24 protein-coding genes are annotated in these 23,899 nt (G+C 48.6%); 16 read left to right on the forward strand and 8 right to left on the reverse strand.

The window, feature by feature from the left end; translation table 11 throughout:
• Positions 1–83 precede the first annotated feature (83 nt).
• Positions 84–1,091 carry a DNA replication/repair protein RecF gene (recF, locus tag EP073_RS00720; RefSeq protein WP_128465261.1) on the reverse strand — a complete coding sequence of 336 codons (1,008 nt, stop codon included), beginning with the start codon at positions 1,089–1,091 and terminating at the stop codon, positions 84–86.
• Positions 1,091–2,197, reverse strand: a complete 1,107-nt coding sequence (gene dnaN, locus EP073_RS00725; protein ID WP_128465262.1) for a DNA polymerase III subunit beta — start codon at positions 2,195–2,197, stop codon at positions 1,091–1,093. Before dnaN ends, recF begins: the two co-directional genes overlap by 1 nt.
• Positions 2,198–2,530: 333 nt before the next feature.
• Here dnaN and hfq point away from each other — a divergent pair, with 333 nt between their 5' ends.
• Together hfq and EP073_RS00735 are read left to right on the forward strand one after the other, a co-directional pair.
• Positions 2,531–3,034 (forward strand): RNA chaperone Hfq, encoded by a 504-nt coding sequence (gene hfq, locus EP073_RS14050; RefSeq protein ID WP_128465263.1) that lies wholly within the window; start codon positions 2,531–2,533, stop codon positions 3,032–3,034.
• Positions 3,035–3,037: 3 nt separating this feature from the next.
• Positions 3,038–3,409, forward strand: coding sequence for a response regulator (locus EP073_RS00735; RefSeq protein ID WP_128465264.1), 372 nt, complete (start codon positions 3,038–3,040; stop codon positions 3,407–3,409).
• 58 nt (positions 3,410–3,467) lie between these two features.
• Here the strand turns inward: EP073_RS00735 and EP073_RS00740 are convergent, their stop codons facing one another.
• The gene (locus EP073_RS00740; RefSeq protein ID WP_128465265.1) at positions 3,468–5,231 is read right to left on the reverse strand and encodes a 2Fe-2S iron-sulfur cluster-binding protein; all 1,764 of its coding nucleotides are present in this window, start codon (positions 5,229–5,231) and stop codon (positions 3,468–3,470) included.
• A gap of 150 nt (positions 5,232–5,381) precedes the next feature.
• Here EP073_RS00740 and EP073_RS00745 point away from each other — a divergent pair, with 150 nt between their 5' ends.
• The 12 genes from EP073_RS00745 (at position 5,382) to EP073_RS00800 (ending at position 15,971) form a co-directional block, all read left to right on the forward strand.
• A complete protein-coding gene (locus EP073_RS00745) occupies positions 5,382–6,326 on the forward strand; it encodes a bifunctional riboflavin kinase/FAD synthetase (protein WP_241654021.1) in 945 nt (314 codons plus the stop codon).
• An 81-nt stretch (positions 6,327–6,407) separates the two neighbouring features.
• Positions 6,408–7,715 carry a 30S ribosomal protein S12 methylthiotransferase RimO gene (gene rimO, locus EP073_RS00750; RefSeq protein WP_128465266.1) on the forward strand — a complete coding sequence of 436 codons (1,308 nt, stop codon included), beginning with the start codon at positions 6,408–6,410 and terminating at the stop codon, positions 7,713–7,715.
• A 73-nt stretch (positions 7,716–7,788) separates the two neighbouring features.
• On the forward strand, positions 7,789–8,565 hold the full coding sequence (locus tag EP073_RS00755; protein WP_128465267.1) for an outer membrane protein assembly factor BamD: 777 nt from the start codon (positions 7,789–7,791) through the stop codon (positions 8,563–8,565).
• On the forward strand, positions 8,566–9,834 hold the full coding sequence (gene serS, locus EP073_RS00760; RefSeq protein ID WP_128465268.1) for a serine--tRNA ligase: 1,269 nt from the start codon (positions 8,566–8,568) through the stop codon (positions 9,832–9,834). It abuts the gene before it with no gap.
• On the forward strand, positions 9,834–10,502 hold the full coding sequence (gene rsmI, locus EP073_RS00765) for a 16S rRNA (cytidine(1402)-2'-O)-methyltransferase (protein ID WP_128465269.1): 669 nt from the start codon (positions 9,834–9,836) through the stop codon (positions 10,500–10,502). The genes serS and rsmI overlap by 1 nt, the downstream gene beginning before the upstream one ends.
• A gap of 430 nt (positions 10,503–10,932) precedes the next feature.
• The gene (locus tag EP073_RS00770) at positions 10,933–11,247 is read left to right on the forward strand and encodes a YbaB/EbfC family nucleoid-associated protein (RefSeq protein ID WP_128465270.1); all 315 of its coding nucleotides are present in this window, start codon (positions 10,933–10,935) and stop codon (positions 11,245–11,247) included.
• Positions 11,248–11,271: 24 nt separating this feature from the next.
• Positions 11,272–11,871: a recombination mediator RecR gene (gene recR, locus EP073_RS00775; protein WP_128465271.1), complete on the forward strand. Its 600-nt coding sequence runs from the start codon at positions 11,272–11,274 to the stop codon at positions 11,869–11,871.
• Between the two features lie 13 nt (positions 11,872–11,884).
• Positions 11,885–13,411 (forward strand): Rne/Rng family ribonuclease, encoded by a 1,527-nt coding sequence (locus EP073_RS00780; RefSeq protein WP_128465272.1) that lies wholly within the window; start codon positions 11,885–11,887, stop codon positions 13,409–13,411.
• Positions 13,412–13,499: 88 nt separating this feature from the next.
• The gene (locus EP073_RS00785) at positions 13,500–14,093 is read left to right on the forward strand and encodes an RlmE family RNA methyltransferase (protein WP_128465273.1); all 594 of its coding nucleotides are present in this window, start codon (positions 13,500–13,502) and stop codon (positions 14,091–14,093) included.
• 69 nt (positions 14,094–14,162) lie between these two features.
• Complete coding sequence (locus EP073_RS00790) at positions 14,163–14,786, forward strand: nitroreductase family protein (RefSeq protein ID WP_128465274.1); 624 nt, start codon at positions 14,163–14,165, stop codon at positions 14,784–14,786.
• 320 nt (positions 14,787–15,106) lie between these two features.
• Entirely contained in the window at positions 15,107–15,526 is a 420-nt protein-coding gene (locus tag EP073_RS00795) for a DUF134 domain-containing protein (protein WP_128465275.1), read from the forward strand.
• Positions 15,513–15,971, forward strand: coding sequence for a pyridoxamine 5'-phosphate oxidase family protein (locus EP073_RS00800; protein WP_128465276.1), 459 nt, complete (start codon positions 15,513–15,515; stop codon positions 15,969–15,971). The genes EP073_RS00795 and EP073_RS00800 overlap by 14 nt, the downstream gene beginning before the upstream one ends.
• A 151-nt stretch (positions 15,972–16,122) precedes the next feature.
• Here EP073_RS00800 and EP073_RS00805 read toward each other — a convergent pair whose 3' ends face one another.
• Together EP073_RS00805 and EP073_RS00810 are read right to left on the reverse strand one after the other, a co-directional pair.
• Positions 16,123–17,082 (reverse strand): ADP-ribosylglycohydrolase family protein, encoded by a 960-nt coding sequence (locus EP073_RS00805; protein WP_128465277.1) that lies wholly within the window; start codon positions 17,080–17,082, stop codon positions 16,123–16,125.
• Positions 17,083–17,088: 6 nt separating this feature from the next.
• Positions 17,089–18,891 carry a hypothetical protein gene (locus EP073_RS00810; protein ID WP_128465278.1) on the reverse strand — a complete coding sequence of 601 codons (1,803 nt, stop codon included), beginning with the start codon at positions 18,889–18,891 and terminating at the stop codon, positions 17,089–17,091.
• 106 nt (positions 18,892–18,997) lie between these two features.
• Here EP073_RS00810 and EP073_RS00815 point away from each other — a divergent pair, with 106 nt between their 5' ends.
• Together EP073_RS00815 and EP073_RS00820 are read left to right on the forward strand one after the other, a co-directional pair.
• The gene (locus tag EP073_RS00815) at positions 18,998–19,540 is read left to right on the forward strand and encodes a flavodoxin family protein (protein WP_164885229.1); all 543 of its coding nucleotides are present in this window, start codon (positions 18,998–19,000) and stop codon (positions 19,538–19,540) included.
• A gap of 86 nt (positions 19,541–19,626) precedes the next feature.
• Positions 19,627–20,601 carry a class II fructose-bisphosphate aldolase gene (locus EP073_RS00820; RefSeq protein WP_128465280.1) on the forward strand — a complete coding sequence of 325 codons (975 nt, stop codon included), beginning with the start codon at positions 19,627–19,629 and terminating at the stop codon, positions 20,599–20,601.
• Positions 20,602–20,645: 44 nt separating this feature from the next.
• Here the strand turns inward: EP073_RS00820 and EP073_RS00825 are convergent, their stop codons facing one another.
• From EP073_RS00825 to EP073_RS00835, 3 genes are all read right to left on the reverse strand, one after another.
• Entirely contained in the window at positions 20,646–21,233 is a 588-nt protein-coding gene (locus EP073_RS00825; protein ID WP_128465281.1) for a hypothetical protein, read from the reverse strand.
• Positions 21,234–21,495: 262 nt separating this feature from the next.
• Entirely contained in the window at positions 21,496–22,281 is a 786-nt protein-coding gene (locus EP073_RS00830) for a FecR family protein (protein WP_128465282.1), read from the reverse strand.
• A gap of 10 nt (positions 22,282–22,291) precedes the next feature.
• The gene (locus EP073_RS00835) at positions 22,292–23,887 is read right to left on the reverse strand and encodes a hypothetical protein (RefSeq protein WP_128465283.1); all 1,596 of its coding nucleotides are present in this window, start codon (positions 23,885–23,887) and stop codon (positions 22,292–22,294) included.
• Between the last annotated feature and the right edge of the window lie 12 nt (positions 23,888–23,899).

The following is a 23,899-nucleotide window of genomic DNA, read 5'->3' on the forward strand; positions in this document are numbered from 1 at the left end:
ACCTGACTTTTTATTTCAAACCGCGGCTGAAAACCGCAAAAGCGGGACATAAGCCCGCAATGTATTAAAAGGCGTGTGAACACTCACAGCCTTATTGTTCGTATATCGCTGAATATACGGTTTTTTACCCCTGTCATAATGACCTGCCTCTTGCCTGAGAACATTGAGAAAAAGGCAGCCGAACGTTTTTCATCCAATCCTGCTTCAAAATCATCTAAAAGGGTTATTATATCAGTTTTGAGCATTTCTTCAACATCTAATAAAATTGCCGCTAAAACAAGAAGCTCAAATGTTTTTTTCTGACCGTAGGATGAGAACTTGTCATAAATTCTTCCGGTGTTCCTGCTGTAAAATCTGTCCCTGTGGACACCGTAAAGACACTTACCCGCCGAAGCCTCTTTCCGCATAATTTCAGTGTCGCCCGTATTTGTGACATAGTCCAGAGTAAAAAATTCGTCTTCGCCCCCGAAGCCTGCGTACATAGCTTCAAGCTTTGAGTTTATCATTCCTGCTGCGGATTTTCGTCTTAATGATATTTTATCACAAACTTCTGTAAGTTTCTCGTTTACGGTTTCGATGTAGTCTATGTCCGGTCTCTGCTTCTGAAGCTCAGCGGTTTTTTGTGCGACCAGCCTGTTGAAGTACCTGAGATCAAAGATATGCGCCCTCTCCCTGTAGAAACAGAGACGGTCAATGAAGTTTCTTCTTATCTTCTGCTCCTTCGCCAGAATTGTGCTTGTATCGGGAGAGTAGCAGAAAACAGGGTTGGAGGTGAGATAGTCGGGAATATCCAGTACACATACACCGTTCTTCTTCAGCGTTCTGACGTCGTCAAAGAAATAAATCAGGCTGCCCGAATCGTCTTCGGAAAAATACTCGGCTTCGATACGGAGAAATTCTTTGCCGAATCCGGTAACGCTTTTGGGAGAAGGTTCTTTGAAGCTCTTGAGGTTGAGGAGAAGATAAACGGCTTCGACAACGCTTGTTTTGCCGGAGCCGTTTTCGCCCTCTATGAAAGTTGCCTTGTCAAAACTGTAGTTTGAATCGGCATGGCATCTGAAATTCTGTAAGCGTATACTCTCTATCAGCATCAGAACTTATCGATGGAAATGGGAACCACCAGATATTTGTAAGATTCATCCTCAGGGAGGATAACCGCCGGGCTTCGCCTCCCCTGCATCTCAAGGGAAAAATACTCGGAATGTATATTGGAAACAATCTCAAGCATATGGCGGGCGTTGAAGATGATGTCCATGTCCTCGCCGTTGTAGATTATGTCGTCCATGGTCTCATGACCCTGACCGTACTCGGTCTCAAGGCTGTTTACCGAAAGATTGCCGTTGTTGAAGGAAAGAACCACGCCGTGAGTTATCTCACTGGTAATCGCGGATACCCTTCTGACCACTTCAACAAAGGATTTCGTGTTTATCTTAGCCTTTATCGGGTATTCAACCTCGAAAAGCTTGGTTATGCTTTTTATATATTTCTCTATCAGCTTGGAGTAGATGACTATATCACCGACTTTGAAGAGAACCTGCTTCTTGTCGGTTTCAACATCCACAAACTCGGTAATATCAAGGATCTTCATCAGCTCCATAATGGTCTTTTTGGGAATGTTTATGGTAAACTCGTCTGAAAATTCCTCTTCAAAACCTGCTTTTGAGGTGGCTATCCTCTGAAAATCCGCTGCGGATATTTCAAGCCTGTGACCGTAAACGCTGAAATGGGCTCCAGTGTACTCGATCTTGGATGAGTCGTTAGAGATGCAGAATGCCGTCCTCTTGAGGAGGGTCTGCAAAGTATCACTCTTCACCTTAATGAAGTACTCAGGTGTGATTTCAGACATGGTAGGGAACATCTCAGGGCTTATGGTAGACAGACGGAAGCTCGACTTGCCCGATTTGATGTTGAGCTTGGAGCCGTCGTGATAAAAATCCACCACTGCTCCTTCGGGAAGCTCCTTCAGAATGTCCATCAGCTTTTTGCCTGACACGGTGGCGGAGCCTATCTCTTCCACCGCCGCCTTTAGCGAGCCTGAAAAACCTATCTGCATGTTTGTTGAACGAAGGGTTACCGTATCGCTTTCAGCTTCGATTAGGATATTCTGAAGCACCGTATTCAGGTTCTTCGGGCTGGTGTAGCTGTTTGCATACTGGACGAAAGGGAAAATATCGTCCCTGACAACTTTAAACCTCATGGACTCCCCTGCTTTATATATTAATGTAATTTTAATAGTAAGTAATAATAGGGTATCTTGAAACTGTTTACAAGTGATATTTAGTCTTGTCTGTTAAGGTTTTCGGTGTTGAAAAGTTATGTGGTAAACTACTGATCATTTTTACACATTATACAGCAGGATGAATTATTATTGTTGAAATATCCGTCTAATGTTTATATCTATATGATTATTCCCAAGCAGATCACACGTGTTCAACACATTTTTGACATTCTTGATTTGTGTTGGTATATTTACGTTGAAGCCCGAAAAAGGGATATATTATTACTCTTTTGAGTTTACAAGGCAGGGAAAATGTCTATTTATGCCCAGATTGAATTTGTGTTCATGCACAATGCGAGGAATAAGAACGTTCCGTTGATGTTCATTATGCGCAACAAGGAACGGTTCAGGGGAAAGATTGTGGATTTCGATCAGTATCACTTCATTATAGACGATGCTGATATTAAGATTCTGCTCTCTAAGAGGGATATTGCGACGGTCGCTTCTGCGAAAACCGTTGTGGATATAGACTTCATCAGTAAAATTTATTACCACACGCATCAGGGCAAGCACCCGAGGCACACACGCCCGCCCATGCAGGATATTTTTCTGAACGAAGTGCGCAAATCCAAGTCTCCTATTATAAGCTTTCTGACCAACGGGGTTAAGATAAGAGGCTCTCTCATAGGGTTTGATAATTATACTATTCTCACATCCTTTGAAGGCAGGCAGCAGCTTCTTTACAAAAGCGCTATTTCAACTGTATTCCCCCTCTACCAGTACGGTGAGATAATAAAATACGATGACGAGAGATAAAGCATGAAAGATATTAAGATTCTTGTCGTGGACGATGAGGAGCACACGAGGCTCGGCTATGCCGAAGTTCTTGAGATGGAAAACTTCAAGGTGAGCACGGCGGAAGACGCGTTTAAGGCGATAGAGCTTCTTAAACAGGACAAATTCGACATAGTTGTGACAGACCTTCGTATGCCGGAAATGGACGGTCTGGCGTTTCTTGAAAGGCTTAAGCAGATAGATAAGAATACCAAGGCGATTATGATAACCGCCTTCGGCTCATTCAAAACATATAAAAAAGCCAGCGACAGCGGAGTGGTTATCTACCTGAACAAGCCTGTGCGTGCGGCTGAGCTCATGGAAGCGGTGCACGCAGTGGTTGCTATGAACGACTGAGCTTAAAAGCCTGCCGAAAGCCAAGCCCCTTTCCGTTGAGAGAGCAGGGGCTTTTTCTTTATCCCTCGCCTTCAAATTCAGACTTAACCTTCTCAAAGATTCCTTCAAATATTTCGTCCTCTTCCAGCGATATGTCCTCACCCATCTTAAGTGTGCTTTCAATGTATGAAAGAACCGTGGACTTGTGGAAAAAATTGATCGCGAACAGTGTGGGATCTTCAGAGAATGTGCGTATAACCTCATGGTACCTTTTGGGAACCATCTCAAGTGTTATCATACTGTCCGCCAGCTCCTTCACGGGGAAGAGAGAGTAGAAAATGACCGTGTCCGGCTTGCCGCACCGTTTCTCCGCATATTTTATGGCGGCATGGATGAAGTTCCGCAGAACAAAAAGATCATCAAGGGCAGCCTGAGGGATAAGCATTTCGTGACCGGAGTCAATTTTGAATGACTGACCGCTGAACTTGGCTATGAGGCGTATGTGGTGACCGCCCTCAAGCCCGTCACCGACGAGAGACATCTTGTCCGCCAGCTTGAACTGCCTTGAGAGCAGCCCCTTGCTGTAAAGCAGCGCCGCTGTCTTAAACAGCACCGAGAGCGATATTGAATCCGGCGGAAGATCAGCGTTCTTCTTCTCATAGCTCATGAGGTCATCCGCGATTTTTGTCACAGGGTTCCTGCCGCCTGTCTTTATATGCTCAAAAAGAAAGTCGCTCCTGAGGGATGCGTCCATTCCCATTATGGTTCCGCTGTTGAAAAAGTAAATTTTCTCTAATGCGTCAAGGGGTATTATCATTTTGCGTCCGGATGTCTGGTTGAGGAAGCGGAAGAATTTCAGAATATCCTTCGGTGAGCCCGCCGGCTGTATGACCTCGCAGAAAAGACCGTTGTCGGTGAAGGAGCAGTAATTTATCAGCCCGAAGACGTTTTCGCCCTCGAAATGCTTCTCACTGAGGATCAGTATAGCTCTCTCATAACCGCTGTAGCGGAGGCTAGAGTCAAGAAACTGCTTCAGCTCGCCCTGACGGAGAAGTTCAGCTATGGTTCTGTCGGTCTCTATGAAATCCTTTGAGGATATTCCGCCTATGCCCGCTGAATAGTGGAAGTAGGTTATGCCTCTTGGTGCCTGAATGAGAAGCAAACCGTCCGTGCTGTAGTCCACGTCTCTTTCCTCCGGCTCCTCCTCAGGTTCAGGCTCCGGCTCTGGTTCCGTGTATTTCACGATAACAGGCTCCTGCTCCTCTTCCTGCGCTGGTTCTTCCCCGGGTTCATGTTCTGCTGCGGATTCTTCCTCGTACTCCGGCTCATCCTGCTGAGAATGGAACATTCCGCCTGAGAGGACAGACTTAAACTCGTTTTCGTCCTCCTCGGAGTTCTCGTGCTCCTCTTCTTCCGTGTGTTCCTGCTCAGGCTCTGCCATGCCGGACATTAGCGGAAGTTCGTCAGCTCCGTACACGTCTGCGGCTTCCTCAAGCTTGGCAAGGGTCTGCACCGAGAGCACGCAGGGATCGTCATTCGCTCTTTTGGCAAGTTCGTCCGTATCTATGACTATATCGCTTTTCACCGCATATTCGCACGCAAGGCGTATGCCCATGCTGATGCTGAGCTCGGAGAGTGATCTCCGTTCAAGACGTGTGGGCTTGTTGATATTTTTAGTCTCTATCCTTATTTTGCATTTGCCGCACTGACCGTTGCCGCGGCAAAGGCTCGAAATTTTTATTCCGTTCTCCTCCAGCGCCGTGAAAAGGTTCTTGCCGGATTTGACCTCAAAGCTTATATCCATGTTCTTGACATAAACCGTGTGTTTTTTTGAAAGGAACATATATACCCGCCGAAATAGTGTTAATACATAATTATACTTCTAAAATACCAAACATACCTATACACGTTTTTTCGGCAAATGTGCAGTTAAGTTTAGCCTGCGAAAGACAAAGACGTCATATTTCTGAAAATTGTTGCTTATCTGTTTCGTTTGTCATATTTTGACGCAATGCAGGTAATCCGAAACATTGAAGGCTTTTTTACCGAAAAACCCCATGCCGTTGTTCTGGGAAACTTTGACGGCTTTCATCTGGGGCATAAGGCAATAACAGACAGACTCTGTCATATTTCCGAAACCAAAGGGCTTGTTCCCTCCGTGGTAACCTTCCAGCCGCATCCGATGAAATTTTTCGGTGCCGATCTCAAGCTGATCATGACAGAGGAATCAAAGATAAAAGCGTTCGCCGAAGCCGGGGTGGAGAGCATGTTCATTCTGGAGTTCAGCCGCAAATTCGCGGACATTGACCCGGAAGTTTTTGTGAGAGAGTTTCTGGTAAAGAAATTCCGCGCGGTCGTCGTCATTGTCGGTTATGACTACCGCTTCGGCAGAGCAAGGAGCGGAGATTATAACCTGCTTGTCACCCTCGGCAGCAAATACGGCTTCACAGCCGTTCGTGTACCGAAGGTCACCTGCGGGGGCGTCACCGTTTCCAGCACGAATATCCGCAATTTTCTCCTTGAGGGAGATATGGAAAAAGCCGCCGAATTTCTCGGACGCCCGTTTTTTATCGAGGGAAAAGTCGTTGACGGAAACAAGGTGGGCAGACAATTGGGCTACCCGACGGCGAATATAGACTTCCGTAATGAACTGATCCCCAAGGCGGGAATCTATATCAGCATGGCGGTAATCGGCGGAGTGCGGCACAGGTCTGTCACAAACATAGGCAGAAGACCCACCTTCAGTTTTCCTGATCAGATGAAGGTGGAAACGCACATCTTCGATTTCGGCAGAGACATTTACGGGGAGGATACGGAAATTGAGCTGCTTAAATACATCCGTCCAGAAGAGAAATTCCCGGATGTGGAAACACTCATAAAAGCAATAGACAACGACTGCGTAATTGCGAAGAAATGGTTTGAGGACGAAGGGTACTGAACAGAAAAAAAAGTGTTTCTCAAACTCTTCTCAGAAAACTGAGCCTGCTTCGCTGATAAAAATACAAAAGAAAAGGACAACATGAAGATTTCTTACATAAGTTTAGGATGCTCAAAAAACAAAGTCGATCTTGAGTATCTCATGGGTTCGCTTCAGGAAGGCGGGCATGAGATAAGCCTTGAGATGGCCGACGCGGACGCGATAATAATCAACACATGCGGATTTATTGAACCTGCGGTGAACGAGGCTGTGGAGGCTGTGCTTGAGGCGGCGCAGGTGAAAAAGCCTGATGCGAAGCTGATAGTCACCGGCTGCATGACAGAGAGATTCAAGAACGATGTGGCAGGCGAGCTGCCGGAGATAGATTTTCATACGGGCGTAGGCAAAATGAGCGATGTCATAGCCTATCTGGAAGGGGTCGAGCCTGTGAGGAAGGAGCGTGATTTCCTTTACGGCGGCGCGCGCGTACTCACCGGAGTGCCCTTCAGCGCATACATCAAAATATCCGAAGGGTGCAACAACCGCTGCACATACTGCACCATCCCCTCCATCAGAGGAAACCTTACCGGAAGGCGCATTGAGGACATAGTGAACGAGATAACCGCCCTGAAGGATCAGGGAGTCAAGGAGTTTGTGCTTGTTTCTCAGGATAATACCAAATACGGAACAGATATTTACAAAAAGCCGATGCTTTGCAGGCTTCTGCGGGAGATAGATAAAATCGGGGGCGACTTCTACGTGAGGATCATGTACCTCAACCCCGACGGAGTGACGGAGGAACTTGTAAAACTCGTCAAAAACTCAGAGAAGATTCTAAGCTACTACGATATTCCGGTTCAGCACATCAATAAACGTGTGCTGAAGGATATGCACAGGAAATCCACACCGGACGGCATAAAACATGTTTTCAGCATGATAAGGGAAATCGATCCTGAAGCGTTCATCCGTACGACAATGATAGTCGGCTTCCCCGGGGAAACAGATGAGGAGTTCGCAGAACTCCTTGAATTTGTGAAGGAGTACAAGCCGGATTATGCAGGCTTCTTCCCGTTCTACCCCGAGGAAGGCACAAAAGCCACCGCGATGGGCATGAGGGTGGACGGCAGGACGGTTCGGGGAAGGATCGGCGCGCTCCGTAAGGCGCAGATAAAAAACACCCGTGAACGCTTGAAAAAAGTTAAGAAAAATGACATCATCTGCTTTGCCGAAAAGCCTAACGATGAGTTCGGGTTTCTGATGGAAGGAAGAGCCCTGTTTCAGGCTCCGGAGGTGGACGGGAAAGTCCTCTTCACCGATTCCGAAGCGATCAGCGGCTATGGTCCGTATGTCTGCCGGATAGAAAAAATAAGCTATCCGGATATAGTGTGCGAGGTCATAAGACCGCTTTAAGAATTTTGGTTTGTATGCTGAGATAATAACAATAAAAAATAAATTTCTCATAAAAACAGCAGAGGTAAAACTGATGCGTAAATTAATTATCACACTGATGGCTATGGTTATTGCGGTTTCCTGCGCCAAGCAGCCCCCTAAAGAGATTCCCGCCGAAGTGAGCATGAAGAAAGGCATGCAGTACTTTGAGCGCAAGAAGTATAAAGACGCTGCGGAGCAGTTTGAAGCGGCAATAAGAAACGCCGGAGATCCCGACATGGCGGGCAATGCGCAGATTTTCCTTGCGGACAGCCATTTCCTTGCGAAGGATTACGAACTCGCCATTCCAAGCTATGAGACATATCTGCGGATTTATCCCTATTCATCCGATGCTCCGAGGGCAAAGCTGAGGCTCGGGCTCTGCTATTACAGGCAGATAGGCGCTCCGGACAGGGATATGAAAAACGCTGAGGAGGCTCTTCGTATTTTCAGCGAACTGAGGAACGAAAACCCGGGATATGCGAAAGAGTATGAGCTTGCGGATAAAATACGTGAGCTCAGGGGTCTTATGGGCGAGCGTGAGCTTCTTGTGGCTAAGTTTTACCTCCGTACGGACAAGGAACGCCCCGCTGTTAAAAGATTGCAGTACATTGTGGAAAACTATCCGGACACAGTTGTTTACCCTGAGAGCCTGACTATGCTGGGTGATTACTACGCAGGGAAAGAGGGGTACGAGGCGGAAGCCATAAAGTATTACAGGGCGCTTATCAGGGAGTTTCCGAACAGCAAATACTCGTCGGACATAACATCCAAGCTTTCAAAACTGCTGACGAGAATTACCGATAATCTGGGCGGAACGGAGAATAATTAAATGATTGATATTAAATATATAACTGCCAATCTGGAATTGGTTAAGGAAAAAACGGCGAAGAGGGGCGCAGAGTTCGACTTCGATACCCTGCTTCGGCTGGATGATGAAAGAAAGAAGCTTATCTTTGAAGCGGAAGAGCTTAAGAAAAAAAGGAACGATTTTTCCAAGTCATTCCCTCTCATAAAGCAGCAGGGCGGCGATGTTGACGCCGCTCAGAAAGAAATGAAGCAGGTTTCAGAGCGCATAGCGGAGATGGACAGAGAGCTTACGGATATTCAGGAGCGCCAGAGGATGATGCTCCTCACTCTGCCGAACCTTGTGGATGACTCACTCCCGCTTGGCAGAAGCGAGGAGGATAATGTTCTCTACCGTGAATGGGGGGCGAAGCCTTCGTTGGATTTTGAAGCAAAGCCTCACTGGGATATAGCGGAAAACCTCAAGCTTGTGGATTTCGAGCGGGGTACAAAGGTTGCCGCTGCCCGCTTTTCCGCATATACCGGAATGGGTGCCAAGCTTGAGAGAGCGCTTATCAACTTCATGCTGGATACTCAGTCCTCAAGGGGATACACGGAGGTAATGACACCGTTTCTGGTGAACGCCGCGTCCATGACCGGAACAGGTCAGCTTCCCAAGTTTGAGGAGGACGCTTTCAAGTGCGAGCGTGACGGGCTTTATCTCATACCCACTGCGGAAGTACCCGTGACAAACCTTTACGCCGGTGAAATTCTTGATGAGTCGGCTCTGCCCATAAAACACTGCGCATATTCACCCTGCTTCCGGAGAGAAGCGGGTTCACACGGCAAGGATGTTCGGGGTCTTATCCGCCAGCACCAGTTCAATAAAGTGGAGCTTGTGAAGCTTGTGAAGCCGGAGGACGGCTGGGCAGAGCTTGAACTTCTGCTCCGTGACGCCGAGAACATCCTCCAGCTTCTGGGTATCCACTACAGAGTAATGACCCTCTCCACGGGGGATATAGGTTTTGCTTCTGCAAAAACCTACGATATAGAAGTATGGCTGCCCGGGCAGAACTGCTACAGGGAGATCTCCTCATGCAGCTGCTTTACGGACTTTCAGGCACGCAGAGCCAATATCCGCTTCAGAAAGGCGGGGGATAAACGGCTGGATTTCGTATATACGCTCAACGGTTCAGGACTCGCCGTGGGCAGAACCTTCCTGTCCGTGCTTGAAAACTATCAGCTGCCGGACGGGCGTGTGAAAGTTCCCGAAGTTCTCCGCCCTTATCTCGGCGGAGTGGAGATAATAGGCTGATGGCTCTTTTAAAAATACTCGCATCACCCATAAGCGGAAACTATTCGCAGCTCCCCGCTTATGCGCTAGATGAAATAAAGAACGCGGATCTCATAATAGGCGAGGAGCGCAAGACTACCCTGCGTTTTCTTGCCGCCGTGGGCTGCCGTGAACACTCATACAGGCTTCTTAACGAGCATTCAACGGATGAGGAGAAGAAGGAGCTGATCGCCGCCGTCTCCTCATGCGGCACTGCGATACTTTTTTCGGATGCCGGAACGCCCTGTGTGGCTGATCCCGGGTATGACTTTGTGGATATGTGCATAAACGCAGGTGCTGAGGTACGTTCACTGAACGCTGTCTCGGCTGTGACAGCCGCCCTCTCTGTGAGCGGCTTTTATGCCGAATCCTTCCTTTTTGCGGGCTTTCCGCCGAAGGATAAGCAGGAGCGCGCCAAGTTTTTCAACCATATGAAGAATACCAAGCAGACTGCGGTTATCTTTGAACGCCCCTACGCCCTTGTCCGCACCCTTGAGGAGCTTAAAGGCATAGGCAAACGGGTATCCCTTTCCATAAACCTCTCCATGCCTGATGAAAAAAATTACAGAGGCACCGCCACCGATATACTCGGCTTACTTCCCGAAGGGATCAAGGCTCCGTTTGCCGTTGTGATTGAGGGGAAAAAGTAGGAGTTTCGCCTGTACCGATTGTAGCTGTCCCTGCTTGCGGGGGCAGCTTTTTGATCAAGCATTTCCAATGCCCTTTTAAAGATTCTTAATTATTTTGCGTCCTTTAACAGCGTTGTGCCCGCAATTGTTTCCCGTGAAACATTTTTATTATTATCTTTGAAAAAATCTGTTTTTAGTCTTATAATATGCAGTTCAGGGCGCGGGTTGATCCTTGCCTCCGTCATTCTGAGATCCTTCGCTTTGCTCAGGATGACGAAGTAACGCACAGCTCCATGGATGGAAGCTGCGCCGTGCGGAGCGAAGACGGACGAAGTCCGGCGCGAGCGTGTGCGGTTTTCTGACAGGATGTTCTGAAAACCGCTGTTAAGCAGCCAAAACGTAAGTAACAGAATCTAATATATATATTTCAGAATTTTAAGGAGAATTAAACATGAACATTCAGATGATGATGAAGCAGGCACAGAAGATGCAGAAAAAGATCGAGGAAGCCCAAGCCGAGGCAGCGCAGGAGGTTGTAGAGGCTTCCGCGGGCGGCGGAATGGTGACGGTTCAGGTAAACGGCAAGAACGAGCTTCTCGGCATAAAAATCGAGAAGGATGTTGTAGACCCCGAAGATATTGAAATGCTTCAGGATCTTGTTGTGGCTGCTGTTAATGAAGGCATGGGCAAGGCTCAGGCTAAGATGCAGGAAAAACTTTCCAAGATTACGGGAAATCTGGGCATTAATCTGCCCGGAATGTTTTAAGGCGTTTTTTGCCTCTGTTGCGGCATGATAAAGAACAGAATATTTGAAAACTGCCTTAATGAGCTTTCCCGTCTGCCCGGTATAGGGCGGAAAACAGCGGGACGCCTTGCCCTCCACGTGCTCAAGATGAAGCCGGAGGATGTAAAGCGCCTTGCGGAAAGCATTGTATACCTTAAGGAAAAAACCGTCTTCTGCTCAGTCTGCGGCGGCATATCCGAGGCTCCGGTCTGCTCGGTCTGTGAGGATCGGTACCGTGTGCGCTCTCAGATATGCGTTGTTGAGGAACCGAAGGATATTTTCATCATAGAAAACACAGGAAGCTTCAGGGGACTGTACCATGTTCTCGGCGGGAGAATTTCCCCCCTTGACGGCATAGGACCCGACGAGCTGCGCATAGCCTCCCTGCTGGAAAGGCTTGAGGGCGGCGAGGTAACGGAAGTTATAATGGCGATGAACACAGATGTTGAGGGTGAAACCACAGCAATCTACATCGCCCGTCTTCTGAAACGTTTTCCTGAAATAAGCGTGACGAAAATAGCAAGCGGAGTCCCCATAGGCTCCAATCTTGAACACACGGACGAGGTAACACTGCTGAAGGCTCTGGAGGGCAGAATCAGGCTTTAAGGTGAGCTGATTTATGTCCAGAGAGATAATAATAAATTCAACGGTAAATGAATGCCGTGTGGCTGTGCTGGAAAACGGAAGCACGGCTGAAATATTCATAGAACGCGCCCACAGCAAAAATGTTGCGGGCAATATATACAAAGGCAGGGTGGTTAAGGTGCTTCCGGGCATACAGTCCGCCTTCGTTGATATTGGCTTAAGCAAGGCAGCCTTTCTTCCCGTCGCGGATATTTATGTGGAAAACGGGGATAAGGTGGCTTTTTTTGAAAAAAGCGTGGACGGCACAATCGAGTTTGATGATCTTGAGGCTGAGCGCCGCGTTCAGGAATTCCCCCCCATTCAGGATCTTCTGCGTGAAGGGCAGGAGATAATCGTTCAGGTCGCCAAGGAAGCCATAGGGCAGAAAGGCGCCCGCCTTACCACGCATATAACCGTTCCCGGGCGCTATATCGTCCTCATGCCCGGTTATGAGCATGTGGGTGTTTCCCGCAAGATAGAGCAGGATGAGGAGCGTGAGCGCCTCCGCCAGATACTCAAGGATACCAAGCCGAAGGGCATGGGGCTGATCGCCCGCACGGTCTCCGCTGACCGCAGCTACGAAGAGATAAAGAGCGATTTTGAGTATCTCCTGCGTCTCTGGACGAAGATTCAGGAGCGGATGACCCGCTCCGGCGCGCCCGCCCTTGTATATGAGGATCATGATCTTATCTTCCGCATACTCCGTGATGTGGTTAATGAGAAGGTCAGCCGCATCATCATAGACAACAAGGCGGACTATCTGAAAATGAAGACCTTCCTGCGGGAATATATGCCGGATCTCCATGTCGAAGTGGCGCTCTATGAACATGAGCTGCCCGTTTTTGACCATTACAACATAGAGATAGAGATCAACCGCATACTGGACAAAAAAGTATGGCTGAAATCCGGCGGTTATATCGTAATAGATCAGGCGGAAGCGCTCACCGTGATAGACGTGAACACCGGACGTTTTGTGGGCAAGCGCAACTTTGAGGAAACCATACTGAAAACCAACCTTGAGGCGGCAAAAGAGATAGCATGGCAGCTTCGGCTCCGCAATATCGGCGGTATAATAATCGTGGATTTCATAGATATGAGCAGGGACGAGAACAAAGAAAAAGTCCTTGTCTCTCTGGAAGGCGAGCTTAAGGGCGACAGGGCGAAATGCTCCGTGGTGAACATCTCCCCTCTCGGCTTGGTGGAGGTCACAAGAAAGCGTGTGCAGGAAAGCCTCACACGCACCCTCAGCGAGCCGTGCCCCTACTGTGAAGGGCGGGGGATAGTGAAGTCCAAGCTCACTGTCTGCTATGACATACTCCGTGAAATACGCCGCATAGCGCCCTACTTCAAAAATAAAAGGATTCTCGTTGAGGCGCATCCCGATGTTGTCGACCTGATACTAAACGACGAAAAGGAAAGCCTTGATGAAATAGAGCTCATGATGAGCGTGACAATAGAGGTCAATCCCAGTGAGGACTTCCACATAGAGCATTATGACGTGGTTCCGGTCAGCAAGGAATAAGTCAGCCTTATCCGGCTTCAGGGAGAGAACCTGAGAACTTAAAAAAAGCTGCTCACGGCTAAGATGTTCAGCAAGAGAGAAATGATAAATGTATAACAGAAAAGACGCTTTTTACAGAAAAGCGAAGAAGGAAGGCTACAAATCCCGTGCTGCGTACAAGCTGACGGAGCTTAACAAGAAGTACGCCCTTTATAATCCGAACAGCCGTGTTCTGGATGCGGGATGCTCCCCGGGCGGCTGGAGCCAGATTGTGCTTGAGACGGTGAAAAAGCAGCCTGTGGTGGGAGTTGATCTCATTCAGGTCGAGGGGATGGGGCATCCGAATTTTCATTTTGTTCTGGGCGATCTGACCGACAATGAGGTGCTGCTCAGGGTGCTTGCCGTATGCCCCGAGTTTGACACTGTTCTCTCGGACGCGGCGCCGAACACATCTGGAACGAAGCTTCTGGATCATGTAAACAGTTGTGATCTGGTGAAGATAATTTTTGATTTCACTAAAAAGGTTCTGAGGAAAAACGGCAATTTCTGCTTCAAGCTGTTCGACGGCGAGGACACGCAGGAGCTCCTCAAGGCGGTTCGCAAGTGCTTCAGTATGGTGAAGGTTATCAGACCCTCAGCCACAAGGAAGAGCTCCTTTGAGATTTATGTGGTCTGCAAGGGCTACACCGGAGAAAAAGAATAGACATTTTTAACGAACTTTACATACCTTAATCGGATCGGAATGGTATAATAGTCCATGACGAGGTGAAACATGGAAACCATTCAGACCATTATTACCCGCAGATCAGTGAATTTCTTCGATCCGTCCTTCAAAATTTCCGATAATGAGCTTACGGAGCTTCTGAGGCTTGCGGCTCTTGCTCCGTCCTCTTACAACATCCAGCCTTGGGAGGTTGTGGTTGTGCGTTCGCCGGAGCGCAAGAAGGCTCTCCGTGAGTGCGCCTTTAACCAGCCTAAGGCTGAGGAGGCTTCCGCAGTGCTGATAATCATAGGCAATACGGACGCGGTGGAGGAAAATCTGGACGCAGTGGCAAGCGACCTTGTGGACAAGGGTTATGCGGACGCGGCGGCGGCAGAGAGTGTGAAGAAGACAGCAGGCGGCTTTTACGGTCTGCCTGACAGCGAGCGCAGAAAGGTTTTCTCCGCTAAGAACGCGGGTCTTTTCGCCATGAATTTTATGACAGCGGCGGAAGGACTCGGCTATGTTACCCACCCCATGGACGGTTTCGACGAGGGTAAGATAAAAGAAGCCTTCGGCATAAAAGCGGACAAGGTTGTGCCGATGCTCATAGCAGTCGGCAGATTTAAGGACGGCGTATCGCTTCCTGACAGAAAAATGAGGTTTTCTCCCGAAAGGTTCGCAAGATTTGAATAGCGGAGCTGCGCTCCTGAGTCTTCGGGTTCAGGTTAGCACCGGTGTTCAGTCTGTTTTTAGCTATAGTATGCGGAATCGCACCAGTGTAAAGTATAAGTAAATGTAAATGGTCAGACATCTGAACAATTTTTAAAATAATTTCAGAGTATAAATTATTTGTGATTAAGCTAAAAATGGGCTCCTTATTAAGGGGCTAACAATTTAATTGTTGACAAATGCGCTAAATGATGATTTTACATACCGAAACGGTAGTAATAACAGCTATTACGTTTTTTAATTTGTGCAACCATCGTTAGTTTTTTCATTGGAGGACGTGTACTATGCCCAGACCATTAAAACCACGCACAGTAGGTGTTGTGCCGGAAATTTGTCATTTCAAACCCCGGGGGGTTCCGGCTAAGAAGCTGAAAACTGTGGGAATCACTCTTGACGAGTTTGAAGCTATAAGACTCGCAGACTATGAAGGACTCTCCCACGAGGAAGCCGCCGTGCTTATGAACGTTTCACGCCCCACTTTCAGCAGGCTTGTTGAAAAAGCCAGAGTAAAGGTGGCGGGATTTCTTGTGAACGGAACCCAGCTTGTGATTGACGGCGGAAATATCGAGTTTGACCCCGACAGAGCATGTGTTAAATGCAAGGAAAACATGCCTGAAAAACGTATGGAGCGGAGAAAACGCTCATGCGGGATAATCACCGGATGCGTTGAAGAGGAAACAGAGCTTACAGATGCGCAGGTCTGAGAGAGAGATAAAAGATTATAAATTATTGGAAAATCTGCTGAAGCAGGGTGAAGTGATTCACCTTGCTCTGGCGGACGCCCCCTACCCTTACCTTGTGACCGTGAACTACGGCTACAGGGATGACGCGCTGTATTTCCACTGTGCGTCACAGGGGCGTAAGATAGATCTTCTTAAGCAAGACCCGAAGGTATATTTCCAGATAATTCTGAGAAATGAGCTTGTAAGGGCAGAAAGCGCATGCAGGTGGACAACAAAGTTTACCTCTGTCTGCGGCGAGGCAGATGCTGTTATTCAGGAGAGCCATGCGGAAAAGCGTAAGGCGCTGCAAATAATAATGGGCCACTACGGTCTGCATGATTCCGAATTTACCGAAAACATGACCAAAAACATGCTCACGGTGAAGCTGAACATTGTTTCCCTTTCCGCCAAAAGCAATGAGGAATAAACGGGCAACTTATCACGGTGCCATTCTTAACTGAAGCGAAGGGTCTACGTTTTATCACATCAAACTGTACATCATGTCAGTTTGACTTACACGCCCGCACCGTGATAAACACGGCTTCGCTTCAACGCATCCCCAAAAAAACAGCTTGTGTCTATAAAAATATCTTCAGTCCGGCATATCTTTTCATAACATTCTCAGCATAGCGCATCCAATCAGCGGGTATTGCGGCGCATCCGTAGATTGCCCCTGCCACGGCTCCGGTTACGGCGCCGACCGTGTCTGTGTCTCCGCCTATGTTAACTGCCTTCAGGAGCGCCTCCTCGAATGAAGCGGATTCCATATTCAGCCAGATTGCCGTCTCAAGTGTTGTCACGCAGTACGGTGTGGTCTGGTAGACCTCCGGCTCAAGGAATATATCCCTCAGGTCATCCATAAGCCCTTCGTATTCATCCCGCAGGGACATCACTGCCTGTTCCGGCTCAAAACCCGAAATGAGCTTCTTGAGGAGCAGGTTGTAGACAACGTTCGTGAATTTGGCTATGGGGTGAGCGTGGGTGACCGAGCAGGAGAGACCGGAGGCGTCAATGAGGTTTTTATCCGCGGAGCTGATGTACCAAGCCGTGATAACTGACGAGCGCATGAGGGCTCCGTTTCCGTTGGATTCCCTGTCGGAAGGGGCGGTGCCTGTCGTGAGCGCCTCCCTTGTGGTGCGCCCTATGTCAAAGGCTTCTCCGGACGGTGTATATGCGCCTTCGATAAACCATTTCATGTAGTGTCTGCGTTCATTTTCCGGATTGACGCATCCTTTTTCAAGGAGGCTTTCAGCAAGGGCTATAAGCATTGAAGTGTCATCCGTCCAGCTTCCGGCGGGCAGTCCATATATTCCGCCTCCGGTTATATCCTTCTGATATTTTCCCTTAAGCTGAACCGGGCGGACCGGCGTAAGCGTGCCCTCTCCCGACATCTGGGTGAGACCGAGCATATCGCCTATGATATTTCCGGCAATCATCCCCTTGATGCGGTCTTTGAAGTTCTCTTCGGTTTCCGTCAGCACATGCTGAACCCTTGGCGAATGCAGGCAGTCTGAGACGTTTTCAAAGTTTTCTTCCATAGGGCATCAGTCCTTTATTTCTATTTTGTCTCCGTAAAGCTTTATTCTTTTACCGTTTCCGATGAGTCCGGCGAAGCGCACTCCGGAGTACAGCGGCGTTTCAGTGCGTATGCAGTATTCCGTGAGGTATGCAAACAGCGGAGCCGTGTCTGTCACCACTGCGTGGCACCCGTCCAGACAGCTCAGCATCACGGGGGAGAGATTGCGCACAAGGGCAATGTCCGTGAGTCTGTCACCAATGCGGACAGGAGCGCAGCCCACACCCTCATAATCCTTATGACCGAACGACACGCAGGGGATTTCCGTCTGCTTTTTTGTCAGCATTTTTTTGACTATTGAGGCAGTGTCCGCTATGTCCTTTTCGTAAATATCGTAAGGCACAAACTGAGCCGCCGTGCGTTCCCCCTGCCATTTCTTGAACCAAAGGGTGACGGGTATGTTGCCGTAGTACTCGTCATTATAGAAATTTTTGAGATCAGTGAGGTCAAATGCGAATGCGTCCATTGGGCTTTTTATCAGCCTGCCCTCAACCATTTCACTGCCGAAGGAGAGCACAAGACCGCTGAGAGCAGCCGAAACGCCGAAGAGAGCTTCCGCCGCCCGATCTCTGAGGTCAAGGCAGGCGTGGAGGCTTTTCACTGCTCTGCGGAGCTTATCCTTACCGATAAGGAACCTTTTTGCGGCGGGCAGTGCAGCGAACAGAGAATCAAAGTCCGCGGTCTTAAAGCTCCGGTGTATCACCGATTTTACAGGCGGGTAGAACGGATCAAGAAACGGCGGCATATCGAGAGATGAGTCTATCAGCGATTTTTCTCTTGTGAGATAGACAAACCTCAGCAGGGTTTCAAAATCCTTCAGCATGGAGTAGGCTTCGGTGAACGCTTCCCACGTTTTAAGCTGGATAAGCTGCATTGTCATTGCGCAGAGGGCTAAAAGCTCGCTGAAATCATCTGAGAAGAGGAGTTCTTTAGTGATCTCCTTTGACTTTATGTCCTCTATGCCTTCGGTGATCTCTTCATCGTTTATGGCGAAGATCTTAAGGTTCGGATGCTTAAAGGATGACTTGGTGTTCTTCACATATATCCACGGAGCGTAGTTCAGCAGGTAGTAGTCCTGAGTTGTTCCGGCGGTGGTGCAGATGTGCTCGGCGTTTGAGGTGTTGATAAACGGCTTGCCGCATATGCAGGCGAGGGACGGGCTGGATGTTTTCACGTTAACGCTTATCATCAGCGGGTTAAACAAATCAGGCACAGTCTTTGCGAGGGACAGGGCAAAGGGCGAAAGGGTTTCGGGGAGGTATCCGCTCAGCATACCCCTTCCGTACAGGGTTTTTTCCGGTGCTCCTTCGTTCTGGGAGAGTGTGTATTCCACTGAGGAAAGAGCTGCGGGAACCGACGGAATCCGCCTGTCGTACAGGTATTTGTCGGCTGGCGTTATCTCCTCCGCCCTGAAAACGAAGCGCTGGTCCTCCCCTGAGAGGAAAACACCGAGGCGCACGGAAATATCAAGCCCCTTTTCAATATTGACCGCTGTTTCCGCAAGCTTTACCATTTTGGCGGGTTCAATATTGGGCTCACCCTCTATGAGGCGCACGAAGTCCTTATAAACGCCTTTAAGCAGAACTGCCCTGAACTCCCCGCTGGTAAGCCCGACAAGACCTGCGTTGTCGGCAAACACTGTTTCCAGCCAAACCGTCACGGTGCCCGCAGGCATGTCATAGCTTGCTCCGTCAAAGGAAAAGGCGCCGTTTTCGGACGGACGGATCACTTTTATTCCGAGATTTTCGATTTTATTAAGCATATCTTCCATAGCTGAATTATCCTTTTCCCGCCTTCGTTCGTCAAGGTGATTATTTATTATGAAAAGATGTTGCAGAGTTAAGCTTAATACGGATAATATGAACTTGGAGAACGTTATGAAGGTTTTGATAATTAACGGGAGCCCCCGTGCAAAAGGCAACTGCGCATGGCTTTCAGAACAGCTTGCTGAAAAATACAGCGGCGAGGACTGCGAGGTTATCGCACTGAAGGATCTTAAATTTTCAAACTGCGGCGGATGCGAAAACTGCCGCACAGGTGAAGGAATCTGTGAAACGGACGACGACCTTAAAGCCGTGCTGCCCAAGCTCCTTGAGGCGGATCTGATTATTCTCTCCTCCCCCAACTATTACGCGGCGGTTTCAGGCATCTGCAAAACCTTTATGGACAGATGGGTCTGCCTCAAGAAAAGAGCCGGAATCCCCCAGTTCAGACCGGAGCAGAAGCTGTTCTTTGTCTTTGTTCAGGGCGCGGGGAACAGAGGTCACGGCGAACCGGCAGTGGAATGGGCGAAGAAGGTTTGCACCCACTACGGGCTTAAGTTTTACGGAATGGTTATACCCAACTGCGCCGCTGACAGCAGAGACGGCATAAGGCTCAAAATGGATGAAATCCGCATGAACCTGAGCATGTTTCTTTAATAACCCGAGCATAAAGAAGCCCGCCCTGAAGGGGATTATTGATTGGCGGTTTTCTTGACAGATATAATGTAACGGAGGTTTTATAAATGGCTGTTTCCTACAGAGAATTAGGTCTTGTGAACACAAGGGAAATGTTCAAAAAAGCTATGGAAGGCAAGTACGCCGTACCCGCTTACAACTTCAACAACCTTGAGCAGCTTCAGGCGATAGTAACCGCCTGCGTGCAGACCAAGTCACCCCTGATCCTTCAGGTTTCCAAAGGGGCAAGGGAATACGCGAACGCCACCATGCTCCGCTATATGGCAATGGGCGCCACGGCGCTTGCCAAGGAAATGGGCTGCGAAATACCCATAGCGCTGCATCTTGACCACGGGGATACCTTTGAGACATGCAAGGACTGCGTTGACTTCGGTTTCTCATCAGTAATGATAGACGGCAGCCACCACTCCTTTGAAGACAACATAGCAGTCACCAAAAAAGTCGTTGAGTACGCCCACCAGTTTGATGTAACGGTTGAGGGCGAACTCGGTGTTCTCGCAGGGATAGAGGACGATGTTTCCGCCGAGAAATCTCACTACACCAACCCTGACGAGGTTGAGGAATTTGTCAAGAGAACAGGCGTTGATTCCCTTGCGATCTCCATCGGCACCTCACACGGGGCTTACAAATTTAAGGTTAAACCCGGCGAATCAGTGCCCCCTCTCCGTTTTGACATACTTGAGGAGTGCGAAAAACGTCTTCCCGGTTTTCCCATAGTTCTCCACGGCGCGTCTTCTGTTGTCCCGAAATATGTGGAAATCATTAATAATTACGGCGGCAAGCTTGACGGCGCGGTGGGAATCCCCGAGGAGCAGCTGAGAAAAGCCGCCGAAAGCGCCGTGTGCAAAATCAACATAGACAGCGACGGCAGGCTGGCATTCACGGCGATGATAAGGGAAACTCTGGCAAAACACCCCGATGAGTTTGACCCCAGAAAATATCTTAAACCCGCAAGAACAGAGCTTATAGAGCTTTACAAGCATAAAAACCTTAACGTTCTCGGCTCCGCCGGCAAAGCGTAAAAAGACGATTCCCAAGCCCTTCTGAATAAAACGGGAGGGCTTTTCTATTTCCTGAGTATTTCCGATTTCGGTTCGAGGATAAGGCTGAACCTGTTGTTTTTCCCTGTGGGCGGTCTTCTGCTTATTATGCGGTATTCGCTCCTGACAGCCTCTTCCACGAAACGGTAAAGCTCTTTGGCGTCATATTTTCCGTTGCTCTCAAGGTTAATTGCTCTTTCCGTCCGGTCGTAATCTATGCGGCAGTAGGGAATATTCAGATCCAAATGCTTTTTCTTGGGGATGAACGGTGAGGCGAGGTCGTTAATATAAGTTTCTATGAGGGTTTTCTCTTTTTCCGCCGCGGTTTCTATCAGCAGCGGGATCCTTACTCCGAAATAGTGGGTGTAGACGAAGCATGCAAGGCTGACGGACAGTACGAACGCAAGGGAGTTGAAATCAGGCTCAAAAGGCATGAGACCGCTTACCGCAATAAATCCGGAGAAGCCGCACAAAACGTATGATGATGCCTTAAATCTTATTATTCTGTAGGATATTATCTCGGAAAACATTGCGAGTATTCCGTAAAGTCCGGCAATCAGAAATAATGTCCTTACCGCTATCAGGGCCAGCGTTCCGCCGTAATCATAAAACATAAATACCTTTTCGGAATCAGTGATAATACATATATCGGTATTAATTATTATAATATTAATCTTAATTCATGAAAGTTCCAGTGAATTTTACCTTAAATGAAAAAAGGAGGCTGTGAAGCCTCCTCAGACTGGTGATAAATTGCGGGATTTGATATAGAAGATAGATGAGATTGCTTCGCTAAGATCTGCAATGACAGTCGGTTACGTCACTATGAGGAGCAAAGAGGCGCGGCAGTCTCAAACTTTTCAGTTTGCTATAAGACTAATGCTCAAAGTCAATGCGGATTCTTGCCCTTCCTGTGAGCGCCTCCACAAGGTTTTCCCTGTCCTGCGGTTTTTCGTATATCTGGTCTATATCTCTCGTGCCGTCCTGAAGACTGGTCAGTAGGAGGTTCGGCTGCTGAATAACAGGAGCCCTGTTTTCAGAGAGAGCGCTTCTGTCGGCTAAGCCGTCCGTTTCGTCCTCATAGTCAATGTCGGTCTCCGGCTGGCTGCGTGTGACGTTCATCTCATCGCTGTCCTGCCTGATCAGCAGCGACTGCCCCGGGTTGAGAAGCACACTCTGCTCCGGCACATCAAGCCTGCTGACCTCCACCACACCTTCGTTAACGGTTACCCTCGTGAGCTCGGGCAGAACATCTATGCGGAAGGAAGTGCCCTTGACGCCTATGATCGATGTGGTGGTCTTGACCTTGAAGTCTCCGCTGACGTCCTCAGACTTGGCAATGTCAAAGAGAACACGTCCTTTCTGAATATCGGCGTTGTAGTCCTTTCCGCGCTCTATGCCGTTTATTTTCAGCCTGCTTCTTTCATAGATCTTAACGCTGGAGCCGTCCACAAAAGTGACCTCAGCGTAGCTCTTTCTTTTTGTGCGTATGAGGTCGTCGGTGAGGAACTCTGTCCCGGGCTTGGCTGCCCTGCCCACCACCTGCTGCTCTTTCAGGACTTCGACTTTTCCGTTAACCAGTTTTATATCTCCCGCTTTTTCCGCAGCAAAAGCAGGGAGTGCGAGGAGAAAAGCGGTCAGTAATATTGCTGTTGATCTCATCTTTTGCTCCTTAATAGAAATAGCTCACGCCCATATCGAAGACGTGCTTTTTATAGTCGTTAATATCTTCATTGGAGTCGTTGAGGCTGAATCTGTAGCCGAAGTTAATGTAATGCCTCTCAAGGAATTTGTAGAGGACTGTCGCTGCCGCGCTGTGGTATCTGTCCTCACGTCCGCCGTTTTTGTAGTCATAGAGAATCGTATTGTAGTCAAGCTGGAGGGTGGTGTCCTTCATGACCTGTCCGGCATAGGTGAGTTTAAGCTCGCCGGTAGTGACTTCTCTGAATTTTCCGTCAGTGTCTTCCGTGCCGAGGTGTCCTTCAAGGCTTGCCATGTGGATTTTGCTGAAAATTCTGGAAACGCCTAAGCCGCCCTTGTATTCGGTTCCGTCTCTGCTGTAGTCAGCGGGAGTTGCCGTGTCGTAATCCCTGAAGGTGACGGACACGGGGGCATAAAAACGCCATTTGTCCATGAGGTATGCTCCCTTCGCCTCAAGGGTAATTGTGTCGGAGTATTTTTCACCGTCCATGTAAGTGAGAGCATAGCTTACATAAGGGAGAGTCAGCTCGAAATCATCATACTTTTTGATAAAGCCGGCATAAAGCTTATGAGACTGGGCGTCGTATTCCGAAACGCTGTGGTTCCATGATTTGTAGTTGAGCAGTCCGGTATCTATCCTGTCGTAGAGAACGTCATAGAAGCTCAGTCTGAGATCTGCGAATATGTATGTTCTGAAGCTGTCCTCTTCGGAGAAGCTCTCCACCTTGTCCTCATCCACTGAGGTAACGTTGGTGTCGTACTGCTCGCCTATGGCGATAACAGCGCCGAAAAGTTTTTTCTGTTTTTCAAGCTCCTGCTTCTTCTGTCTTACGAAGTTGGGCGAGGAGGAAGCCATAGCCTCATAGGCTTTTTCACTGCATCCGAAGCGTTTCTGTGAGGCGCACATTTCGGCTATCATGTAGCTGCTGTTTGCGTATGCTTCGGTGTTTTCGCCGCTTACGCCGCGGAAATTCCTGAAAGCCGTCTGCACGTTACCTTTTTTCAGGTCAAGTATGCCCCTGCGGTAGGTGTAGCGGTCGTCCTTAACACGGACTGCCTCAAGCTCTGCTTCGGCTTTTTCAAGGTCGCCTGAGTTTATGTATATGTCTGTTATGCGGTAGTCCACTTCCGGATCGGATTCCTTAGTTGTTTTGTATTTAAGGAAATATTTGAGAGCTGATTCAAGGTCGCCTGTGCCGTAGTAGGAGAACCCTTTATTTTTGTAGACATCAGGCCAGTAGAGATCCTTCTTTTCCTCCCTGTCCATGAGATATATCGCCTCATCGAAGTCTTCGGCGGCAACCAGCCTGCCCGCTGCGGCGTAGCCTTTAGCAAGCTGCCCGCTGTCAAAGAGGCAGAGGGCGAGATAAAAGTCCTGTGAAACGCCTTCCTTTTCAGCAAGCTCCGTGAGCTCTGCGGTCATGTTATCACACTGACCGCTGCTTATTTTTTCAAAAACTGGCGTGTAGTTTTCCGGACTGCCGCCGGATATGGGATAATCATAAGCTGACGCGGCGGAAGCGCAAAACAGTATTGCAGCCGCGAAAACAGTTGTCCTTATACTCATGAAGTGTTCCTC

Source organism: Geovibrio thiophilus (genome assembly GCF_004087915.1).
Taxonomy (GTDB): domain Bacteria; phylum Chrysiogenota; class Deferribacteres; order Deferribacterales; family Geovibrionaceae; genus Geovibrio; species Geovibrio thiophilus.